This is a genomic window from Streptomyces sp. NPDC057424 (assembly GCF_042803315.1).
GTDB lineage: Bacteria > Actinomycetota > Actinomycetes > Streptomycetales > Streptomycetaceae > Streptomyces.
Map to the genome: position 1 here is coordinate 54,723 of NZ_JBHVCP010000024.1, position 14,490 is coordinate 69,212.

A 14,490-nucleotide genomic window follows, 5' to 3' on the forward strand; every position below is an offset into this window, starting at 1 on the left:
ACGACCTGCCGGTGACACGCGGGTCAGGTGGCGTCCAGGGTCACCGTGAAGGAGAACCGGTCCCCCCGGTAGTGGATGACGGCCACGTCCAGGGGCCGCCCCCCGGCGTCGTACGTCACGCCCGTGTAGTGCAGGATCGGGCTCAGCAGGGGCACATGGAGCAGCCTCGAGGTCTCCGGGTCGGCGAGCCGCGCCTCCACCGTGTCCGTGATGCGGCTGATGTCCGCCCCCACCACGTCCCGCAGCACCTTGGTCATGGGCCATCGGACGAGGTCGTCCAGGTCGATCCGCGCGGCCAGTTCGGGGCGCACGTAGTTACGGGCGTGGTTCGTCGGCTCACCGGTCTTCTCGTCGCTCCGCAGCCGGTGATACGTCGAGACCTCCCGCACGTCCGGGAAGAACTCGGCGAGTTCGCCCGGCACGGGCCCGCTGCCGTGTTCCAGCAGCTCGGTCGTCATGCCGGACTGCTGGGCCACGATCGTGTCGACCGAGCCGAGCAGGCGCACCGGGGAGCCCCGGCGCGCGTGCGGCTCGATGAAGGTGCCCCGCCTGCGGTGGCGCGTGATCAGTCCCTCGTCCTCCAGCTCCTTGAGTGCCTGCCGCATCGTCAGCACGCTCACGCCGTAGTGCCCGGCCAGCTGCTCCTCGGTGGGCAGGCGGAGCGGGTCCTGGGGCGAGCGGCCGAGGATCGAGGCGCGCAGCGACTGCGACACCTGGTACCAGAGCGGCAGCTTGCGGTTCAGGACGATGGAGTCCGGGGCGAAGGAGGTCACGGGCCATCCGTACCGCTAGGAAATGATCAGTGCAAGGGGGCTTCTGACGGATCTCCGTAGAAGAAGGAGCGGCGTTCGGTGCGTGCTCTCGGCGTGCCGGGCGTCGCGACGCCGCGGAGTTCCGTCAGAGGCCCCCCTAGGGGCGGAAGTGCCGCTCCAGGCCCTGCCAGACGTCGTCGTAGCGCTGCTGGAGGTGTTCCGCGCGGGCCGCGTGCGGGGTGAGGGTGAGAGGCCAGCGCGTCTCGAACATGAAGGCCAGGCCGTCGTCGATCTTCTGCGGCTTCAGCTCGGCGGCGCTCGCGCGGTCGAACGTCTCCCGGTCCGGGCCGTGCGCCGACATCATGTTGTGCAGCGAGCCGCCGCCCGGCACGAAGCCTTCCGCCTTCGCGTCGTACGCCCCCTCGATCAGGCCCATGTACTCGCTCATCACGTTCCGGTGGAAGTACGGCGGCCGGAAGGTGTCCTCGCCCACCAGCCAGCGCGGCGCGAACACCACGAAGTCGACACCGGCCAGCCCCGGGGTGTCCGACGGGGACGTCAGCACCGTGAAGATCGACGGGTCCGGGTGGTCGTAGGTGATGGTGCCGAGCACATTGAAGCGGCGCAGGTCGTAGACGTACGGCACATGGTTGCCGTGCCAGGCGACCACGTCGAGGGGGGAGTGGTCGTAGGTGGCCGTCCACAGGTTGCCGCAGAACTTGTTCACCACCTCCACCGGGCCCTCGACGTCCTCGTACGCCGCGACCGGGGCGTGGAAGTCCCGGGGGTTGGCGAGCCCGTTGGCGCCGATCGGGCCCAGGTCGGGAAGGCGGAAGGGCGCACCGTAGTTCTCGCACACATAGCCGCGTGCCGACTCGTCCAGCAGTTCCACACGGAAGCGGACCCCACGCGGAACCAGCGCCACATGGCCCGGCTCCACATGCAGCAGACCGAACTCCGTGCGCAGCAGCAGCCCGCCGCGCTCCGGGACGATCAGCAGCTCGCCGTCGGCGTCGCTGAACACCCGGTCCATGGAGGCGTTGGCCGTGTAGAGGTGCACGGCGATGCCGGTGCGCTGGGTGGCGTCGCCGTTGCCGCCCAGGGTCCACAGGCCCGCCAGGAAGTCGGTCTCGGGCGCCGGGTCGGGCAGCGGGTTCCAGCGCAGCCGGTTGGGGTCGGGCACGGTCTGGGTGAAGGGGGCGGTGCGGACCGAGCCGTTGTGGGTCCGGGTGAACGCCGGGTGCGCGGCCGACGGGCGGATCCGGTACAGCCACGAGCGGCGGTTGTGCGCCCGCGGCTCGGTGAACGCCGAACCGCTCAGCTGCTCCGCGTACAGCCCGAGCGGGGCCCGCTGGGGCGAGTTGCGGCCCTCGGGCAGTGCGCCCGGGACGGCCTGCGAGCTGTGCTCGTTGCCGAAGCCGGAGAGATAGGTCAGTCCTTCGGCGGTCTTCCGCGCTCCCCCGCGCTCGAACCCGCTCGCGCGGGTGGTACCCCCATCGCCCATGATCGGTGCTCCCTTGCCGTCCGATTCCTATGCAGTACCATAGGATTGCGATTTCCCCGACGCAAGAGGGGCGCGCCGCCTCCTCTCGACGGATGACCTGAACCCGACTTGAGGACGATCCGCCGGGCCGGACGCGTGTTCTACGCTCCCGAACATGACGTGGACACGGAGACCTCCTGCCGCGCTCGCGCTCTGTGTCCTCCTCCTGGCCGGATCCGCGGGCTGCGGTTCCGGCGATGCCCGGGAGGGCGGCGCGTCGCCCACGCCGGTGGGCGAGGTCCTGGAGAGCCGGGACCAGGAGGGGCGGCCCTACCGTGAGGTCGGGCCGGAGGGCGCCCCCGACGTCGGGATCGAGGTGCAGCCCGGCGCCGCGGGCGGCTGGGACGTACGCCTGACCCTGCGGAACTTCCGCTTCTCACCGGCCGGTGCGGCAGCCCGCGCGGTGGCCGGGCGGGGCCTCGTGCGCCTCTTCGTCGACGGCCGTCCCGTCGCCCGGCTCCGCGCCCCCGCCCACCGGCTGGACACCCGCCTCGTGCCGCGCGGCACGCACCGTGTCACAGCCCGCCTCTACGCCGACGACGGCACCGTGTGGGCGGTGGACGGCGAGCCCGTGGAGAGCACGGCCGACATCACCGCGTCGGAGCCAGGCCCGGGGGTGACGCCGGACGCGTCCTCCCGGCGCAAGGCCCGGACGCAGGGCGCGGACACCGGGGGGCGAGGTTCACCGGGCCGCGCCCTGGGGGCATCATGAAGTCCGTGCCTCACGTGACATCGCTTCGTCGTGCGCCCGTGCAGCGGCGCAGCGCCGAACGCCTGACCAGGATCCTCGACGCCTGCGCCGACCTCCTCGACGAGGTCGGCTACGACGCCCTGAGCACCCGTGCCGTCGCCCAGCGGGCCTCGGTCCCGATCGGCTCGGTCTACCGCTTCTTCGGCAACAAACGCCAGATGGCCGACGCGCTGGCGCAGCGCAACCTCGAGCGGTACTCCGAGCGCGTCACCCAGCGCCTGCGGCAGGCTGGTGAGGCCGGGGGCTGGCGCACGGCCATGGACGCCGTGCTCGACGAGTACCTGGACATGAAGCGCACCGCGCCCGGCTTCTCCCTCGTCGACTTCGGCAACCAGATCCCGGTCGGTTCCCGTCAGGCCGAACCCAACCACCGTGTCGCCGACCGCCTCACCGAACTCCTCTCCGGCCATCTCGGCCGTGAACCCGACGAGGACCTGCGACGCGTCTTCCTCATCGCCGTCGAGACGGCCGACACCCTCGTGCACCTGGCGTTCCGGGTCGCACCGGAGGGGGACGAGCGGATCATCGACGAGGCGCGGGAGCTGCTGCGGGCCTATCTGGCCCGGGCCCTCGACTGACACCGGTCCCGCCAGGACCTTTCCGTCAGGACCTCCCCACCGTTCATACCGGTCGGTATGCTCGGGCGCGTCAGCGTAGCCGCCGCCCCGGGAGGACCCGTGTCCCGCACCGCCCTGCGTATCTGCCCCCTGTGCGAGGCCACCTGCGGCCTGACCCTCACCATCGAGGGGACGCGCGTCACCCACGCCCGCGGTGACCGCGAGGACGTGTTCAGCCAGGGGTTCATCTGCCCCAAGGGCGCCTCCTTCGGGGCCGTCGACTCCGACCCGGACCGGTTGCGCACGCCGCTCGTACGGCGGGACGGCGAGCTGCGCGAGGCCACCTGGGAGGAGGCCTTCGACGCGGTCGCCGCCGGCATCCGGCCCGTGGTGGAGCGCCACGGCCCGAACTCGGTTGGCGTCGTCCTCGGCAACCCCAACGTGCACACCATGGCCGGTGCCCTCTACCCGCCCGTCCTGCTCGCCGGGCTCGGCACCCGCAGCGTCTTCACCGCCTCCACGGTCGACCAGATGCCGAAGCACGTCTCCAGCGGCCTCCTCTTCGGCGACGCGAACGCCATCCCCGTGCCCGACCTCGACCGCACCGACCACCTGCTCCTGATCGGCGCCAACCCGCTGGAGTCCAACGGCAGTCTGTGCACCGCCCCCGACTTCCCGGGCAAGCTCAAGGCCCTCAAGGCGCGGGGCGGCACCCTCGTCGTGATCGACCCGCGGCGCACCCGCACCGCGAAGCTCGCCGACCGGCACATCGCCGTCCGGCCGGGCACCGACGCGCTGCTGCTGGCGGCGATGGCCCGGGTGCTCTTCGACGAGGGCCTCGTCGAACCGACCCCGCACGTCCAGGGCGTCGAGGAACTGGCCGCGGAACTGGAGGAGCTCACGCCCGAAGCGGTCGCCGGGGCCTGCGACGTCGAGGCCGGCGTCATCCGCGCCCTCGCCCGCGACCTGGCCGCCGCCCCGACCGCCGCCGTATACGGCCGCATCGGCAGCTGCACCGTCCCGCACGGCACCCTGGCCAGCTGGCTCGTCGACGTCCTGAACATCCTCACCGGTAATCTCGACCGGCCGGGCGGCGCGCTCTTCCCGCAGGCCGCCACCGACAAGACCCCGCGCCCCGCCGGACCCGGCCGGGGCTTCGCCCTCGGACGCTGGCACTCCCGGGTGAGCCGGCACCCCGAGGCGAAGGGCGAACTGCCCCTCTCCGCCCTCGCGGAGGAGATCGACACCGCCACCGAGGAGGGCGAGCCGGTGCGCGCGCTGATCGTCGTCGCCGCCAACCCCGTGCTGTCCGCGCCCGACGGCGACCGGCTCGACACGGCGCTCGACTCGCTCGGTTTCATGGTCAGCGTCGATCCGTACCTCAACGAGACCTCGCGCCACGCCGACGTCGTACTGCCCCCGCCCCCGCCCTCCCAGAGCCCGCACCACGACTTCGCCTTCAACACCCTCGCCGTGCGCAACCAGGTCCGCTACACCCGCCCGGCCGTCCCGCTGGAGCCGGGCCGCATGGCGGAGACGGAGATCCTGGCGCGGCTGGTCCTGGCCGTCACCGGCATGCAGGGGGCCGATCCGGCCGCCGTCGACCAGATGGTCATCGACCAGACCCTCGGCAAGGCGGTGGAGGAGCCGCACTCCCCGGTCCACGGCCGTGACCCCCGTGAGCTCGCCGCGCAGCTCACCGGCGGCACCGGCCCCGAGCGCCGGCTCGACATGATGCTGCGCCTCGGCCCCTACGGCGACGGCTTCGGCGCACGACCGGACGGCCTCGGCCTGGAGAAGCTGCTCGCGCACCCGCACGGCATCGACCTCGGCCCGCTCGAACCCCGCCTGCCGCAGCCCCTGAAGACCCGCAGCGGCCAGGTGGAGCTGCTGCCCGGCCCGATCGTGGACGACCTGCCCCGCCTGCGCGCGGCCCTGGCGCAGCGCCCCGAGGGGCTCGTCCTGGTCGGCCGCCGCCATCTGCGCTCGAACAACAGCTGGATGCACAACGTGCCCGCCCTCACCGGCGGATCCAACCGCTGCACCCTGCACATCCACCCCGAGGACGCGGAGCGGCTGGGCGTCGAGGACGGAGCCGCCGTGCGCGTGACGGGCGCCGGGGGAGAGGTGACCGCACCGGCCGAGGTCACGGACACGGTTCGCCGGGGCGTGGTGAGCCTGCCGCACGGCTGGGGCCACAACCGTCCCGGCATCCGCCTCAGCCATGCCTCGACCGACCCCGGCGTCAACGTCAACCAGCTCCTCGACGGCCGTCAGCTCGATCCGCTGTCGGGCAACGCGGTCCTCAACGGAGTGCCGGTCGAGGTGGCCCCCGAGACGGCCCCGGGAGCGGCCTCCGCGACCGAAAAGCTCACCGCTCTGACCTGAGCAAAGCTGTGACCAGCAGTTTTGCGCTTATTGCTCGCACGTCAACGTCTTGTTAACGCTGCTTGACGGCACCTAACGTCTCGGACACCGCCGGCCCTGGTGGGATGTTCAAGGGCGAACGTTAGGTATCCACTCATGCTGACCATCCTCGGCTTCGCCATGATCGCGACCTTCCTGGTCCTGATCATGATGAAGAAGATGTCGCCGATCGCGGCGCTCGTGCTGATTCCCGCGCTGTTCTGCGTGTTCGTCGGCGAGGGCGCCAAGCTCGGCGACTACGTCCTCGACGGCGTGACCGACCTCGCCCCCACCGCGGCGATGCTCATGTTCGCGATCGTCTACTTCGGTGTGATGATCGACGTCGGTCTCTTCGACCCGATCGTCCGGGGCATCCTCAAATTCTGTAAAGCCGACCCGATGCGGATCGTCGTGGGCACCGCCCTGCTCGCGGCGATCGTCTCGCTGGACGGCGACGGCTCCACCACCTTCATGATCACCGTCTCGGCGATGTACCCGCTGTACAAGCGCCTGAAGATGAGCCTGGTCGTGATGACCGGTGTCGCCGCCATGGCCAACGGTGTGATGAACACCCTCCCCTGGGGTGGCCCGACCGCCCGCGCCGCGACCGCGCTGAAGGTCGACGCCAGTGACATCTTCGTCCCGATGATCCCGGCCCTCCTGGTGGGCCTGGCCTTCGTCTTCGTCCTCTCGTACGTCCTCGGCGTGCGCGAGCGCCGGCGGCTGGGCGTGCTGACGCTGGACGACATGCTGGAGGAGGAGACGGAGACCGAGACGGTCCTCGTCGGCTCCGGCGGCTCCGGCGACGGCAAGGTCTCGATGCGCAAGGCCGGCACCGCCGGTGCGGGCGCCGCGGGGGGCACTGGCTCCGGCGCGGACGCTCCCGGGGAAGGCACGGCCTCCGCGGCCTCCGGGGACGAGGACGGCTTCCAGGGCCTCGACCCGAACCGGTCGACCCTGCGCCCCAAGCTCTACTGGTTCAACGCGCTGCTCACGGTCGGCCTGCTCACCGCCATGATCATGGAGTGGCTGCCGATCCCGGTGCTGTTCCTGATCGGCGCCGCGCTCGTCCTCTCGGTGAACTTCCCGCACATCCCCGACCAGAAGGCCCGCCTGGCCGCCCACGCCGACAACGTCCTGAACGTCTCCGGCATGGTCTTCGCCGCCGCCGTCTTCACCGGAGTCCTCCAGGGCACCGGCATGGTCGACCACATGGCCAAGTGGATGGTGGACGTCATCCCCGCCGGCATGGGGCCGCACATGGCCCTCGTCACCGGCATCCTGAGCCTGCCGCTCACCTACTTCATGTCGAACGACGGCTTCTACTTCGGTGTCCTGCCCGTCCTGGCCGAGGCGGGTGCCGCGCACGGGGTCACCCCGCTGGAGATGGCCCGCGCCTCCCTGGTCGGCCAGCCGCTGCACATGTCCAGCCCGCTCGTCCCGGCCGTCTACGTCCTGGTCGGCATGGCCAGGGTGGAGTTCGGCGACCACACCAAGTTCGTCGTGAAGTGGGCCGCCCTCACCTGTCTGGTCATCCTCGGCGCGGGCATGCTGTTCGGGATCATCTGAACCACTCCATGGAGGACGTCGTCGTGAGGCCCGGTGGGAACCGCGGCTGGCTGCTCCGCCTCGTCATCGCCTTCAGCTTCGCGCAGGGCGCGGTGTCGATGGCCCGGCCCGCCGTCTCCTACCGGGCCCTCGCGCTGGGCGCGGACGAGCGCGCGATCGGTGTGATCGCCGGTGTGTACGCGCTGCTGCCGCTGTTCGCCGCCGTGCCCCTGGGCCGCCGCACCGACCACGGCCGCTGTGCGCCCCTGCTGCCGGTCGGCGTGGTGCTCATCTCCGGCGGCTGCGCCCTCAGCGGCGTCGCCGGCTCCTTGTGGACGATGGCCCTGTGGAGCGGGGTGATGGGCCTCGGGCACCTCTGCTTCGTCATCGGTTCCCAGTCCCTCGTCGCCCGCCAGTCCGCACCGCACGAACAGGACCGCAACTTCGGCCACTTCACCATCGGCGCCGCCCTCGGCCAGCTGGTCGGCCCGGTCGCCGCGGGCGCGCTGATCGGCGGCGAGGACATGGCCGGCAGCAGCGCGCTCGCCCTGATCGTGGCGGGCGCGACCGCGGCCGTCGCGTTCACCTCGCTGTGGCGCATCGAGCATCGCCGTACGGCGGCCACGTCCCGCCCGGACAAGGGCGACCGGATCCCGGTCCGGGGCATCCTGCGCACCCGGGGGGTACCGGCGGGCATCTTCATCAGCCTTGCCGTGCTGTCCGCGACGGACATCCTGACCGCGTACCTGCCGGTGGTCGGCGAGCACCGGGGCATCGCGCCGGCCGTGATCGGCATCCTGCTCAGCCTGCGCGCGGCGGCGACGATCGCCTGCCGTCTGGTCCTCACGCCCCTGCTGCGGCTGCTGGGCAGGACCCTGCTGCTGACCCTCACCTGTCTGCTGGCGGCCCTGCTGTGCACGGGCATCGCGCTGCCGGTGCCGGTGTGGGCGCTCGGACTGCTGCTGGCCGCGCTGGGCTTCTGTCTCGGGGTCGGGCAGCCGCTGTCGATGACGACGGTCGTCCAGGCCGCCCCCGACGACGCCCGTTCCACCGCCCTGGCCCTGCGCCTGACCGGCAACCGGCTCGGCCAGGCCGCCGCGCCCGCCGCGGCCGGGCTGATCGCCGGAGTCGCGGGTGTGGCGGCGCCGTTCGTGATGCTGGGAGCGCTGTTGCTGCTGTCGTCCGGGGTCGCCGTCCGGTCCCGGTCCCCGCGGGAGCAGGAGCCGGAGGAGCAGCCGGAGGGGCCGGACGAGTCGGACCTGGTGGTCGGGCCGGAGGCGGGCGGCGAGGGCCGCGCAGCGGGAAGGGGGCGCGGGCGTGGGGTGCCGCTGCGCCGGAAGAGCGATATCTGACGCGTCGTAGGGCGGTGCTGCGCCCTTTTCGGCAGTGAGGTGACAGACAGTCAGGTGACGAGGTGTTTGTATGTAAATCATCTGACTTGGAGGCATGTTCATGCCCGTCGTACCCCTCGCGCGTCGTGCCGGCACCCGTACCGCCGTCGTCGCCGCCCTCACCCTCGCAGGGACCACCCTGAGCGGGGTGTCCGCCGTCGCCGCTCCCGTCCCGGGGGACAACGGAGACGTCAAGGTCCACGCCAGCACGACGGCCTCGGACAATCAGCGCAACGACCCGAAGGTCTGCGACTTCTACCTCGCCGCGTTCAACTTCGACTCGGGCGAGAAGGTCAACTGGACCATCCAGACCCAGCCCGAGGTTCCGGGCGGGGCCACGCGCACCGGCAGCTTCACGGCCGATCCGACCGGCAAGGGCCGCACCGCGGCCGTCGACCTGCCCAACGGGCAGTACAAGCTGACATGGCTCACCGACCAGGCCCACGGCGCCGGCAAGTTCAAGGTGTTCAAGGTCGACTGCCCCACGTCCAAGCCCACGACGCCGGTCGGCGGCCCGCCCGCGGGCGGTGGTGGCATCGCCCGCGGTGAGGCCTTCACGCCGGTCACCGGCGCGGCCGCGGTCGGCCTGGCCGCCGTCGCCGGGACGGTGTGGTTCCGGCTCCGTCGCCGCCCTGATGGCGCCGCGTAGGCCACGTTCCGCGGATCGCTCCGCCCGGCTGGGGCAGGCCGGGGGCGCGCTCGGGCCCGATGCCGGGCGGGTGAGGCGGCGTGGAGGCGGTGCCGGGTCCGGCGCCGCCTCGGCGGTTCGGCGTGGCGCTGGTTCCGGTTCCGCAGCCGCGCCGTCGGGGCGGCGCGGCGGCGGAACCGGGGCTGCCGCGGTTCCTCCGGGGCGGCGGGGCGCTGCCGCCGACTCCGGGACCCGGCCCGGCCCCGGATCTGCTGCCGCTCCGGTGGGACGGCGCGGGGGTGGGTCCGGCTCTTCCCGCGTGTCGTCGGGGCGGCGCGGGGCCGGCGCTGCCGAGGGCCCGGGGTTCCGGCGTGGGACCGGGTCCGCCGCGGCCCCGGTGGTCCGGCGCGGTTCCGGTTCCGGCGCCGTCCCGGCGGAGCGGTACGCAGCGGCCCCGGACGCCCCCGGCGCGTGGTCCCGGCGGCCCCGTAGACCCTGGCACCGGACGCGTGCCTACCGGCTGACGCGGACGATCGTGGTGGCCCTCTCGCTGGTCCTGGTCGTCGGCGTGTGCTGGGACCGTGGCGAAGAGCCCGGCAGCACGGTCACGGCCCTCCCGCCGGACTTCACCACGGCCGCCCACCCGGCCGGCTCCGGCACCGGCACCGCAGCCCTGCCGGCCGACTCCGCCATCCCCGGCTCCCGCACCGGCCCACCCCCCGCACCCGCATCCCCCACAGCCGCGGCCCGTACCGAAGGGCCCCGCACCCCCGGGCGCGCCACCCAGGGGCCCCGGGTCCCCGAGGCCTCCACCCCCGGGCCCCGCGAAGGCAGGCCCGCCGCGCCCCACGACCGCCCCGCAGCCGCCGCCCGGCGCCCCGCTCCCCAGCCCGCCGCTCCCGCCCCGGCCACCCGGAAGCCGCGCCCCCCGGTCGGCCCCCGCCCCCTGCCCCGTTCCCGGGCCACCCGCCTCCTCATCCCCTACCTCCGCCTGGACGCCCCGGTCATGGACCTCGGCCTCGACCGCGACCGGCGCCTCACCGCGCCGCCGGACGACGATCCCGAGCTCGTCGGCTGGTACCGGCACGGCGCCTCGCCCGGTGAGCAGGGCACCGCCGTGGCCGTGGGGCATCTGGACACGGACAGCGGACCCGCCGTCTTCGCGGGGCTGACCGAGCTGAAGCGGGGCCGGACCGTCAAAGCCCGCCGCGCCGACGGGCGGATCGCCGTCTACACGGTCGACAAGATCAAGTCGTACGAGAAGTCCCACTTCCCGAGCCAGGAGGTGTACGGCGCCCGGGGCCGCCCCGAGTTGCGTCTGATCACCTGTGGCGGCAGCTACGACCGCAGGAAGGGCTACTCCGGGAACGTGGTCGTCTTCGCCCACCTCACCGGCATCCGCTGACCCGGACCGGCCCGGCCCGCCGGCCGAGACCGGGCCGTCCGCCTTCTCACCAGATGGACCGAAGCCCCCGATCTCGCCCGATGTCTTCCCTCGGACACGCACATTCCGTTAACTTCCGTGACCCACAGCCCCGTACGACCCGCACGGGGCTTCCGACCGCGGAGCACCAGCGCCCTGATGACCCCTCGGGGGCACCCCATGACACGCGCCATCTCCCTGCACGACGTGAGCAAGGCCTACACGCGGGGCGCCCGCGTGGTGGACCGGCTGTCGCTGGACATCTCGCCGGGCGAGTTCCTCGTGCTGCTCGGCCCGTCCGGCTGCGGAAAGTCGACCGTGCTCAGAATGATCGCCGGGCTGGAGGAGATCGACGAGGGCCGACTGCTGCTCGACGGCGAGTACGCCAACGACCTGCCGCCGTCCGGCCGGGACATGGCGATGGTCTTCCAGAACTTCGCCCTCTACCCGAACATGACCAGCCGCGACAACATCGGCTTCCCGCTGCGTATCGAGGACCCGGGCACGGACCCCCGCCCCCGCGTCGACACCACGGCCCGCATGCTCGGCATCGAGGACCTCCTCGACCGCCTGCCCGGCCAGCTCTCCGGCGGCGAACGCCAGCGGGTCGCCATGGGCCGGGCCATCGCCCGGCACCCCTCCGCCTTCCTCATGGACGAGCCGCTGTCCAACCTCGACGCCAAGCTCCGTACCCATCTGCGGGCCGAGATCTCCCGGCTCACCCAGGAGCTGGGCGTCACCACGATCTACGTCACCCACGACCAGGCCGAGGCCATGTCGCTCGGCGACCGGGTCGCCGTGCTGCGCGGCGGTGTGCTCCAGCAGGTCGACAGCCCGCGTGTGGTCTACGCCCTGCCCAGCAACGTGTTCGTCGCCGCCTTCATCGGCACCCCGCGCATCAACCTGCTGCGCGGCTTGGTGCGCGCTCCGCTCGACGGGGCGATGACCATCAGTCTGGGCAAGCAGTTCCTGCGCCTGCCCGAGCCGCTCTCCCTGGACCACCAGCTGCTGCGCGTCCAGCAGGGCCGCGAGGTGATCGTCGGGCTGCGCTCCGAGGCCGTCCGCATCGCCAAGCACAGCGCGGCCCGCCCCGGCGAGGTGCCGATCACCGGCCTGGTCGAGCACGTGGAGTTCCAGGGGCACGAGATCCTCGTCCACTTCGACACCGGCTCCAGCCCTGCCGTCGTCCCTGAACTGGAAGCTCCGCGTCCCCGCCCCGGCCGCCCGGCCCGGCGCCGTCGCCGTGACGGCTCGGTCCTCACCCGGCTGCGGGAGCGGTCCGCAGCCGGGCGCGCGGGATCCGTGATCGCCCTGGACCACCCCGAGGACACGCAGAGCACCGCGACCGCCGAACCCCGCCTGCCGGGAGACCTCATCGTCCGCACGACCCCGGACCTGGCCCTGCGTCACGGCATGCAGGTGCCGCTGCTGGTCGACCTCGCCCACCTCTTCGTGTTCGACCAGCAGGGCGACCGCATCTGCCCGCATCCGGCGCGCCTGCCCGACCTGGGGGAGTGAGGAGACGCACACCCGGGCGGGACCCGAGCCGTGCTGTGATGGCCCGGGATCCGGGGCCCGGCACCCCGGGACGTCTGGCGTCAGAAAACTATCGTCGCTAGTTTATGTGTCGGACGACGACGCCCCGCCCCGGAGGAAGCGCGATGAAGGTACACGACGGCATGTACATCGGGGGCGCCTGGCGCCCCGCCGCCGGCCAGGACGTGATCGAGGTCGTGAACCCGGTCGACGAGCAGGTCATCGGCACGGTCCCGGCGGGCACGGCCGAGGACGTCGACACCGCCGTACGGGCCGCCCGCGCCGCCCTCGCGGACTGGGCCGCGACCCCGCCCGCCGAGCGCGCGGCGCGTCTGGCCGCCCTGCGGGACGTGCTCGTGGCCCGCGCGGACGAGGTCGCCGAGACCGTCACGGCCGAGCTCGGCTCGCCGCTGAAGTTCTCGCAGGCCGTCCACGCGGGTGTGCCGATCGCGGTCGCGGGCTCCTACGCCGAGCTGGCGGCGACGTACGCCTTCGAGGAGAAGACCGGCAACTCGGTGGTCCACCACGAGCCGGTCGGTGTCGTGGCCGCGATCACGCCCTGGAACTACCCCCTGCACCAGATCGTCGCCAAGGTCGCCCCGGCCCTCGCGGCAGGCTGCACGGTCGTGGTGAAGCCCGCCGAGGACACCCCGCTGGTCGCCCGCCTCTTCGCCGGCGCCGTGCACGAGGCCGGGCTCCCGGCGGGCGTCTTCAACCTGGTCACCGGTCTCGGCCCGGTCGCCGGCCAGGCCCTCGCCGAGCACCCCGGCGTCGACCTGGTCTCCTTCACCGGCTCCACCGCCGTCGGCCGGCGGATCGCCGCGATCGCCGCCGGGCAGGTCAAGAAGGTCGCCCTCGAACTGGGCGGCAAGTCCGCCAACGTCATCCTTCCGAGCGCCGACCTGGCCAAGGCGGTCAACGTCGGAGTCGCCAACGTCATGTCCAACTCCGGGCAGACGTGCAGCGCCTGGACGCGGATGCTGGTCCACCGCGACCAGTACGACGAGGCGGTCGGGCTCGCCGCTGCTGCCGCCGCCAAGTACGGCGACCGCATCGGCCCGGTCGTCAACGCCAAGCAGCAGGACCGGGTGCGCGGCTACATCGAGAAGGGCGTCGCGGAAGGTGCCCGCCTGGTCGCCGGCGGACCCGAAGCCCCGCGCGAGCAGGGCTACTTCGTCAGCCCGACCGTCTTCGCGGACGTCACCCCGGACATGACCATCGCGCAGGAGGAGATCTTCGGCCCGGTCCTGTCGATCCTCCGCTACGAGGACGAGGAGGACGCCCTGCGCATCGCCAACGGCACGGTGTACGGCCTGGCCGGCGCCGTGTGGGCCGGTGACGAGGCCGAGGCGGTGGCCTTCGCCCGCCGGATGGAGACCGGCCAGGTCGACATCAACGGCGGCCGCTTCAACCCCCTCGCCCCCTTCGGCGGCTGCAAGCAGTCCGGCGTGGGCCGCGAACTCGGCGTGCACGGCCTGGCCGAGTACCTCCAGACCAAGTCCCTCCAGTTCTAGTGCCGCGACAGGCAACGTTCGCCCCGTCGCGACGCCCGGCACGCTCCCCCAAGCTCTTCGAGCAGGGGGGACCCCCACTCGCCGCACCGGCCGAAAGCCCGAGTACAACCAGTACGAGGACTTCCGGCCGGCACGCCGAGAGCACGCACCGGACGCCGCTCCTTGACGGGCAGACGTTGCCTGCCGCGGCACTAGGCCCTGTCGTTTGGATCACGCCGCAGACGCGGGGTATGGCACGCACGCCTGCCGCGTTGTCGTCGGTCGCCGACTCCCCCCAGCTCTCGACTTCGCTCGAGCAGGGGGGACCCCACCGCGTCGACGCCCTCCTCCGCCTTGCAGCTGCACGCACCAGACCCCGCTCACCGGCACCGACCAGCACCGTCAGTTTCCTGCGGCCTGATCCGAACGACAGGCCCCAACCCCAGGGGAGTCCCTTCCGTC

11 protein-coding genes are annotated in these 14,490 nt (G+C 72.7%); 9 read left to right on the forward strand and 2 right to left on the reverse strand.

Going from position 1 to position 14,490, the window contains the following annotated elements; all coding sequences use genetic code 11:
* Nucleotides 1–23: 23 nt before the first annotated feature.
* Complete coding sequence (locus ACFU3E_RS20400; RefSeq protein ID WP_384159829.1) at nt 24–773, reverse strand: GntR family transcriptional regulator; 750 nt, start codon at nt 771–773, stop codon at nt 24–26.
* A gap of 136 nt (nt 774–909) precedes the next feature.
* Nucleotides 910–2,256, reverse strand: coding sequence for a homogentisate 1,2-dioxygenase (gene hmgA / locus ACFU3E_RS20405; protein ID WP_384159832.1), 1,347 nt, complete (start codon nt 2,254–2,256; stop codon nt 910–912).
* Nucleotides 2,257–2,410: 154 nt separating this feature from the next.
* Between hmgA and ACFU3E_RS20410 the strand changes: the two genes are divergently transcribed.
* The 9 genes from ACFU3E_RS20410 to ACFU3E_RS20450 all read left to right on the forward strand — a co-directional run bounded on the left by ACFU3E_RS20410 (nt 2,411) and on the right by ACFU3E_RS20450 (nt 14,049).
* Nucleotides 2,411–3,007: a hypothetical protein gene (locus tag ACFU3E_RS20410; RefSeq protein ID WP_384159835.1), complete on the forward strand. Its 597-nt coding sequence runs from the start codon at nt 2,411–2,413 to the stop codon at nt 3,005–3,007.
* Nucleotides 3,004–3,624: a TetR family transcriptional regulator gene (locus tag ACFU3E_RS20415; protein ID WP_384159838.1), complete on the forward strand. Its 621-nt coding sequence runs from the start codon at nt 3,004–3,006 to the stop codon at nt 3,622–3,624. Before ACFU3E_RS20410 ends, ACFU3E_RS20415 begins: the two co-directional genes overlap by 4 nt.
* Nucleotides 3,625–3,723: 99 nt before the next feature.
* Entirely contained in the window at nt 3,724–5,991 is a 2,268-nt protein-coding gene (locus ACFU3E_RS20420) for a molybdopterin oxidoreductase family protein (RefSeq protein WP_384159842.1), read from the forward strand.
* Nucleotides 5,992–6,126: 135 nt separating this feature from the next.
* Nucleotides 6,127–7,578, forward strand: a complete 1,452-nt coding sequence (locus ACFU3E_RS20425) for a CitMHS family transporter (protein ID WP_384159845.1) — start codon at nt 6,127–6,129, stop codon at nt 7,576–7,578.
* Between the two features lie 23 nt (nt 7,579–7,601).
* On the forward strand, nt 7,602–8,909 hold the full coding sequence (locus tag ACFU3E_RS20430) for an MFS transporter (protein ID WP_384159847.1): 1,308 nt from the start codon (nt 7,602–7,604) through the stop codon (nt 8,907–8,909).
* A gap of 100 nt (nt 8,910–9,009) precedes the next feature.
* A complete protein-coding gene (locus tag ACFU3E_RS20435; RefSeq protein WP_384159850.1) occupies nt 9,010–9,597 on the forward strand; it encodes a hypothetical protein in 588 nt (195 codons plus the stop codon).
* A gap of 514 nt (nt 9,598–10,111) precedes the next feature.
* Nucleotides 10,112–10,981 (forward strand): class F sortase, encoded by an 870-nt coding sequence (locus ACFU3E_RS20440; protein WP_384159853.1) that lies wholly within the window; start codon nt 10,112–10,114, stop codon nt 10,979–10,981.
* A 198-nt stretch (nt 10,982–11,179) separates the two neighbouring features.
* Nucleotides 11,180–12,517 (forward strand): ABC transporter ATP-binding protein, encoded by a 1,338-nt coding sequence (locus ACFU3E_RS20445; RefSeq protein WP_384159856.1) that lies wholly within the window; start codon nt 11,180–11,182, stop codon nt 12,515–12,517.
* 143 nt (nt 12,518–12,660) lie between these two features.
* Nucleotides 12,661–14,049, forward strand: coding sequence for an aldehyde dehydrogenase family protein (locus ACFU3E_RS20450; protein ID WP_384159858.1), 1,389 nt, complete (start codon nt 12,661–12,663; stop codon nt 14,047–14,049).
* The last annotated feature ends 441 nt before the right edge of the window (nt 14,050–14,490 follow it).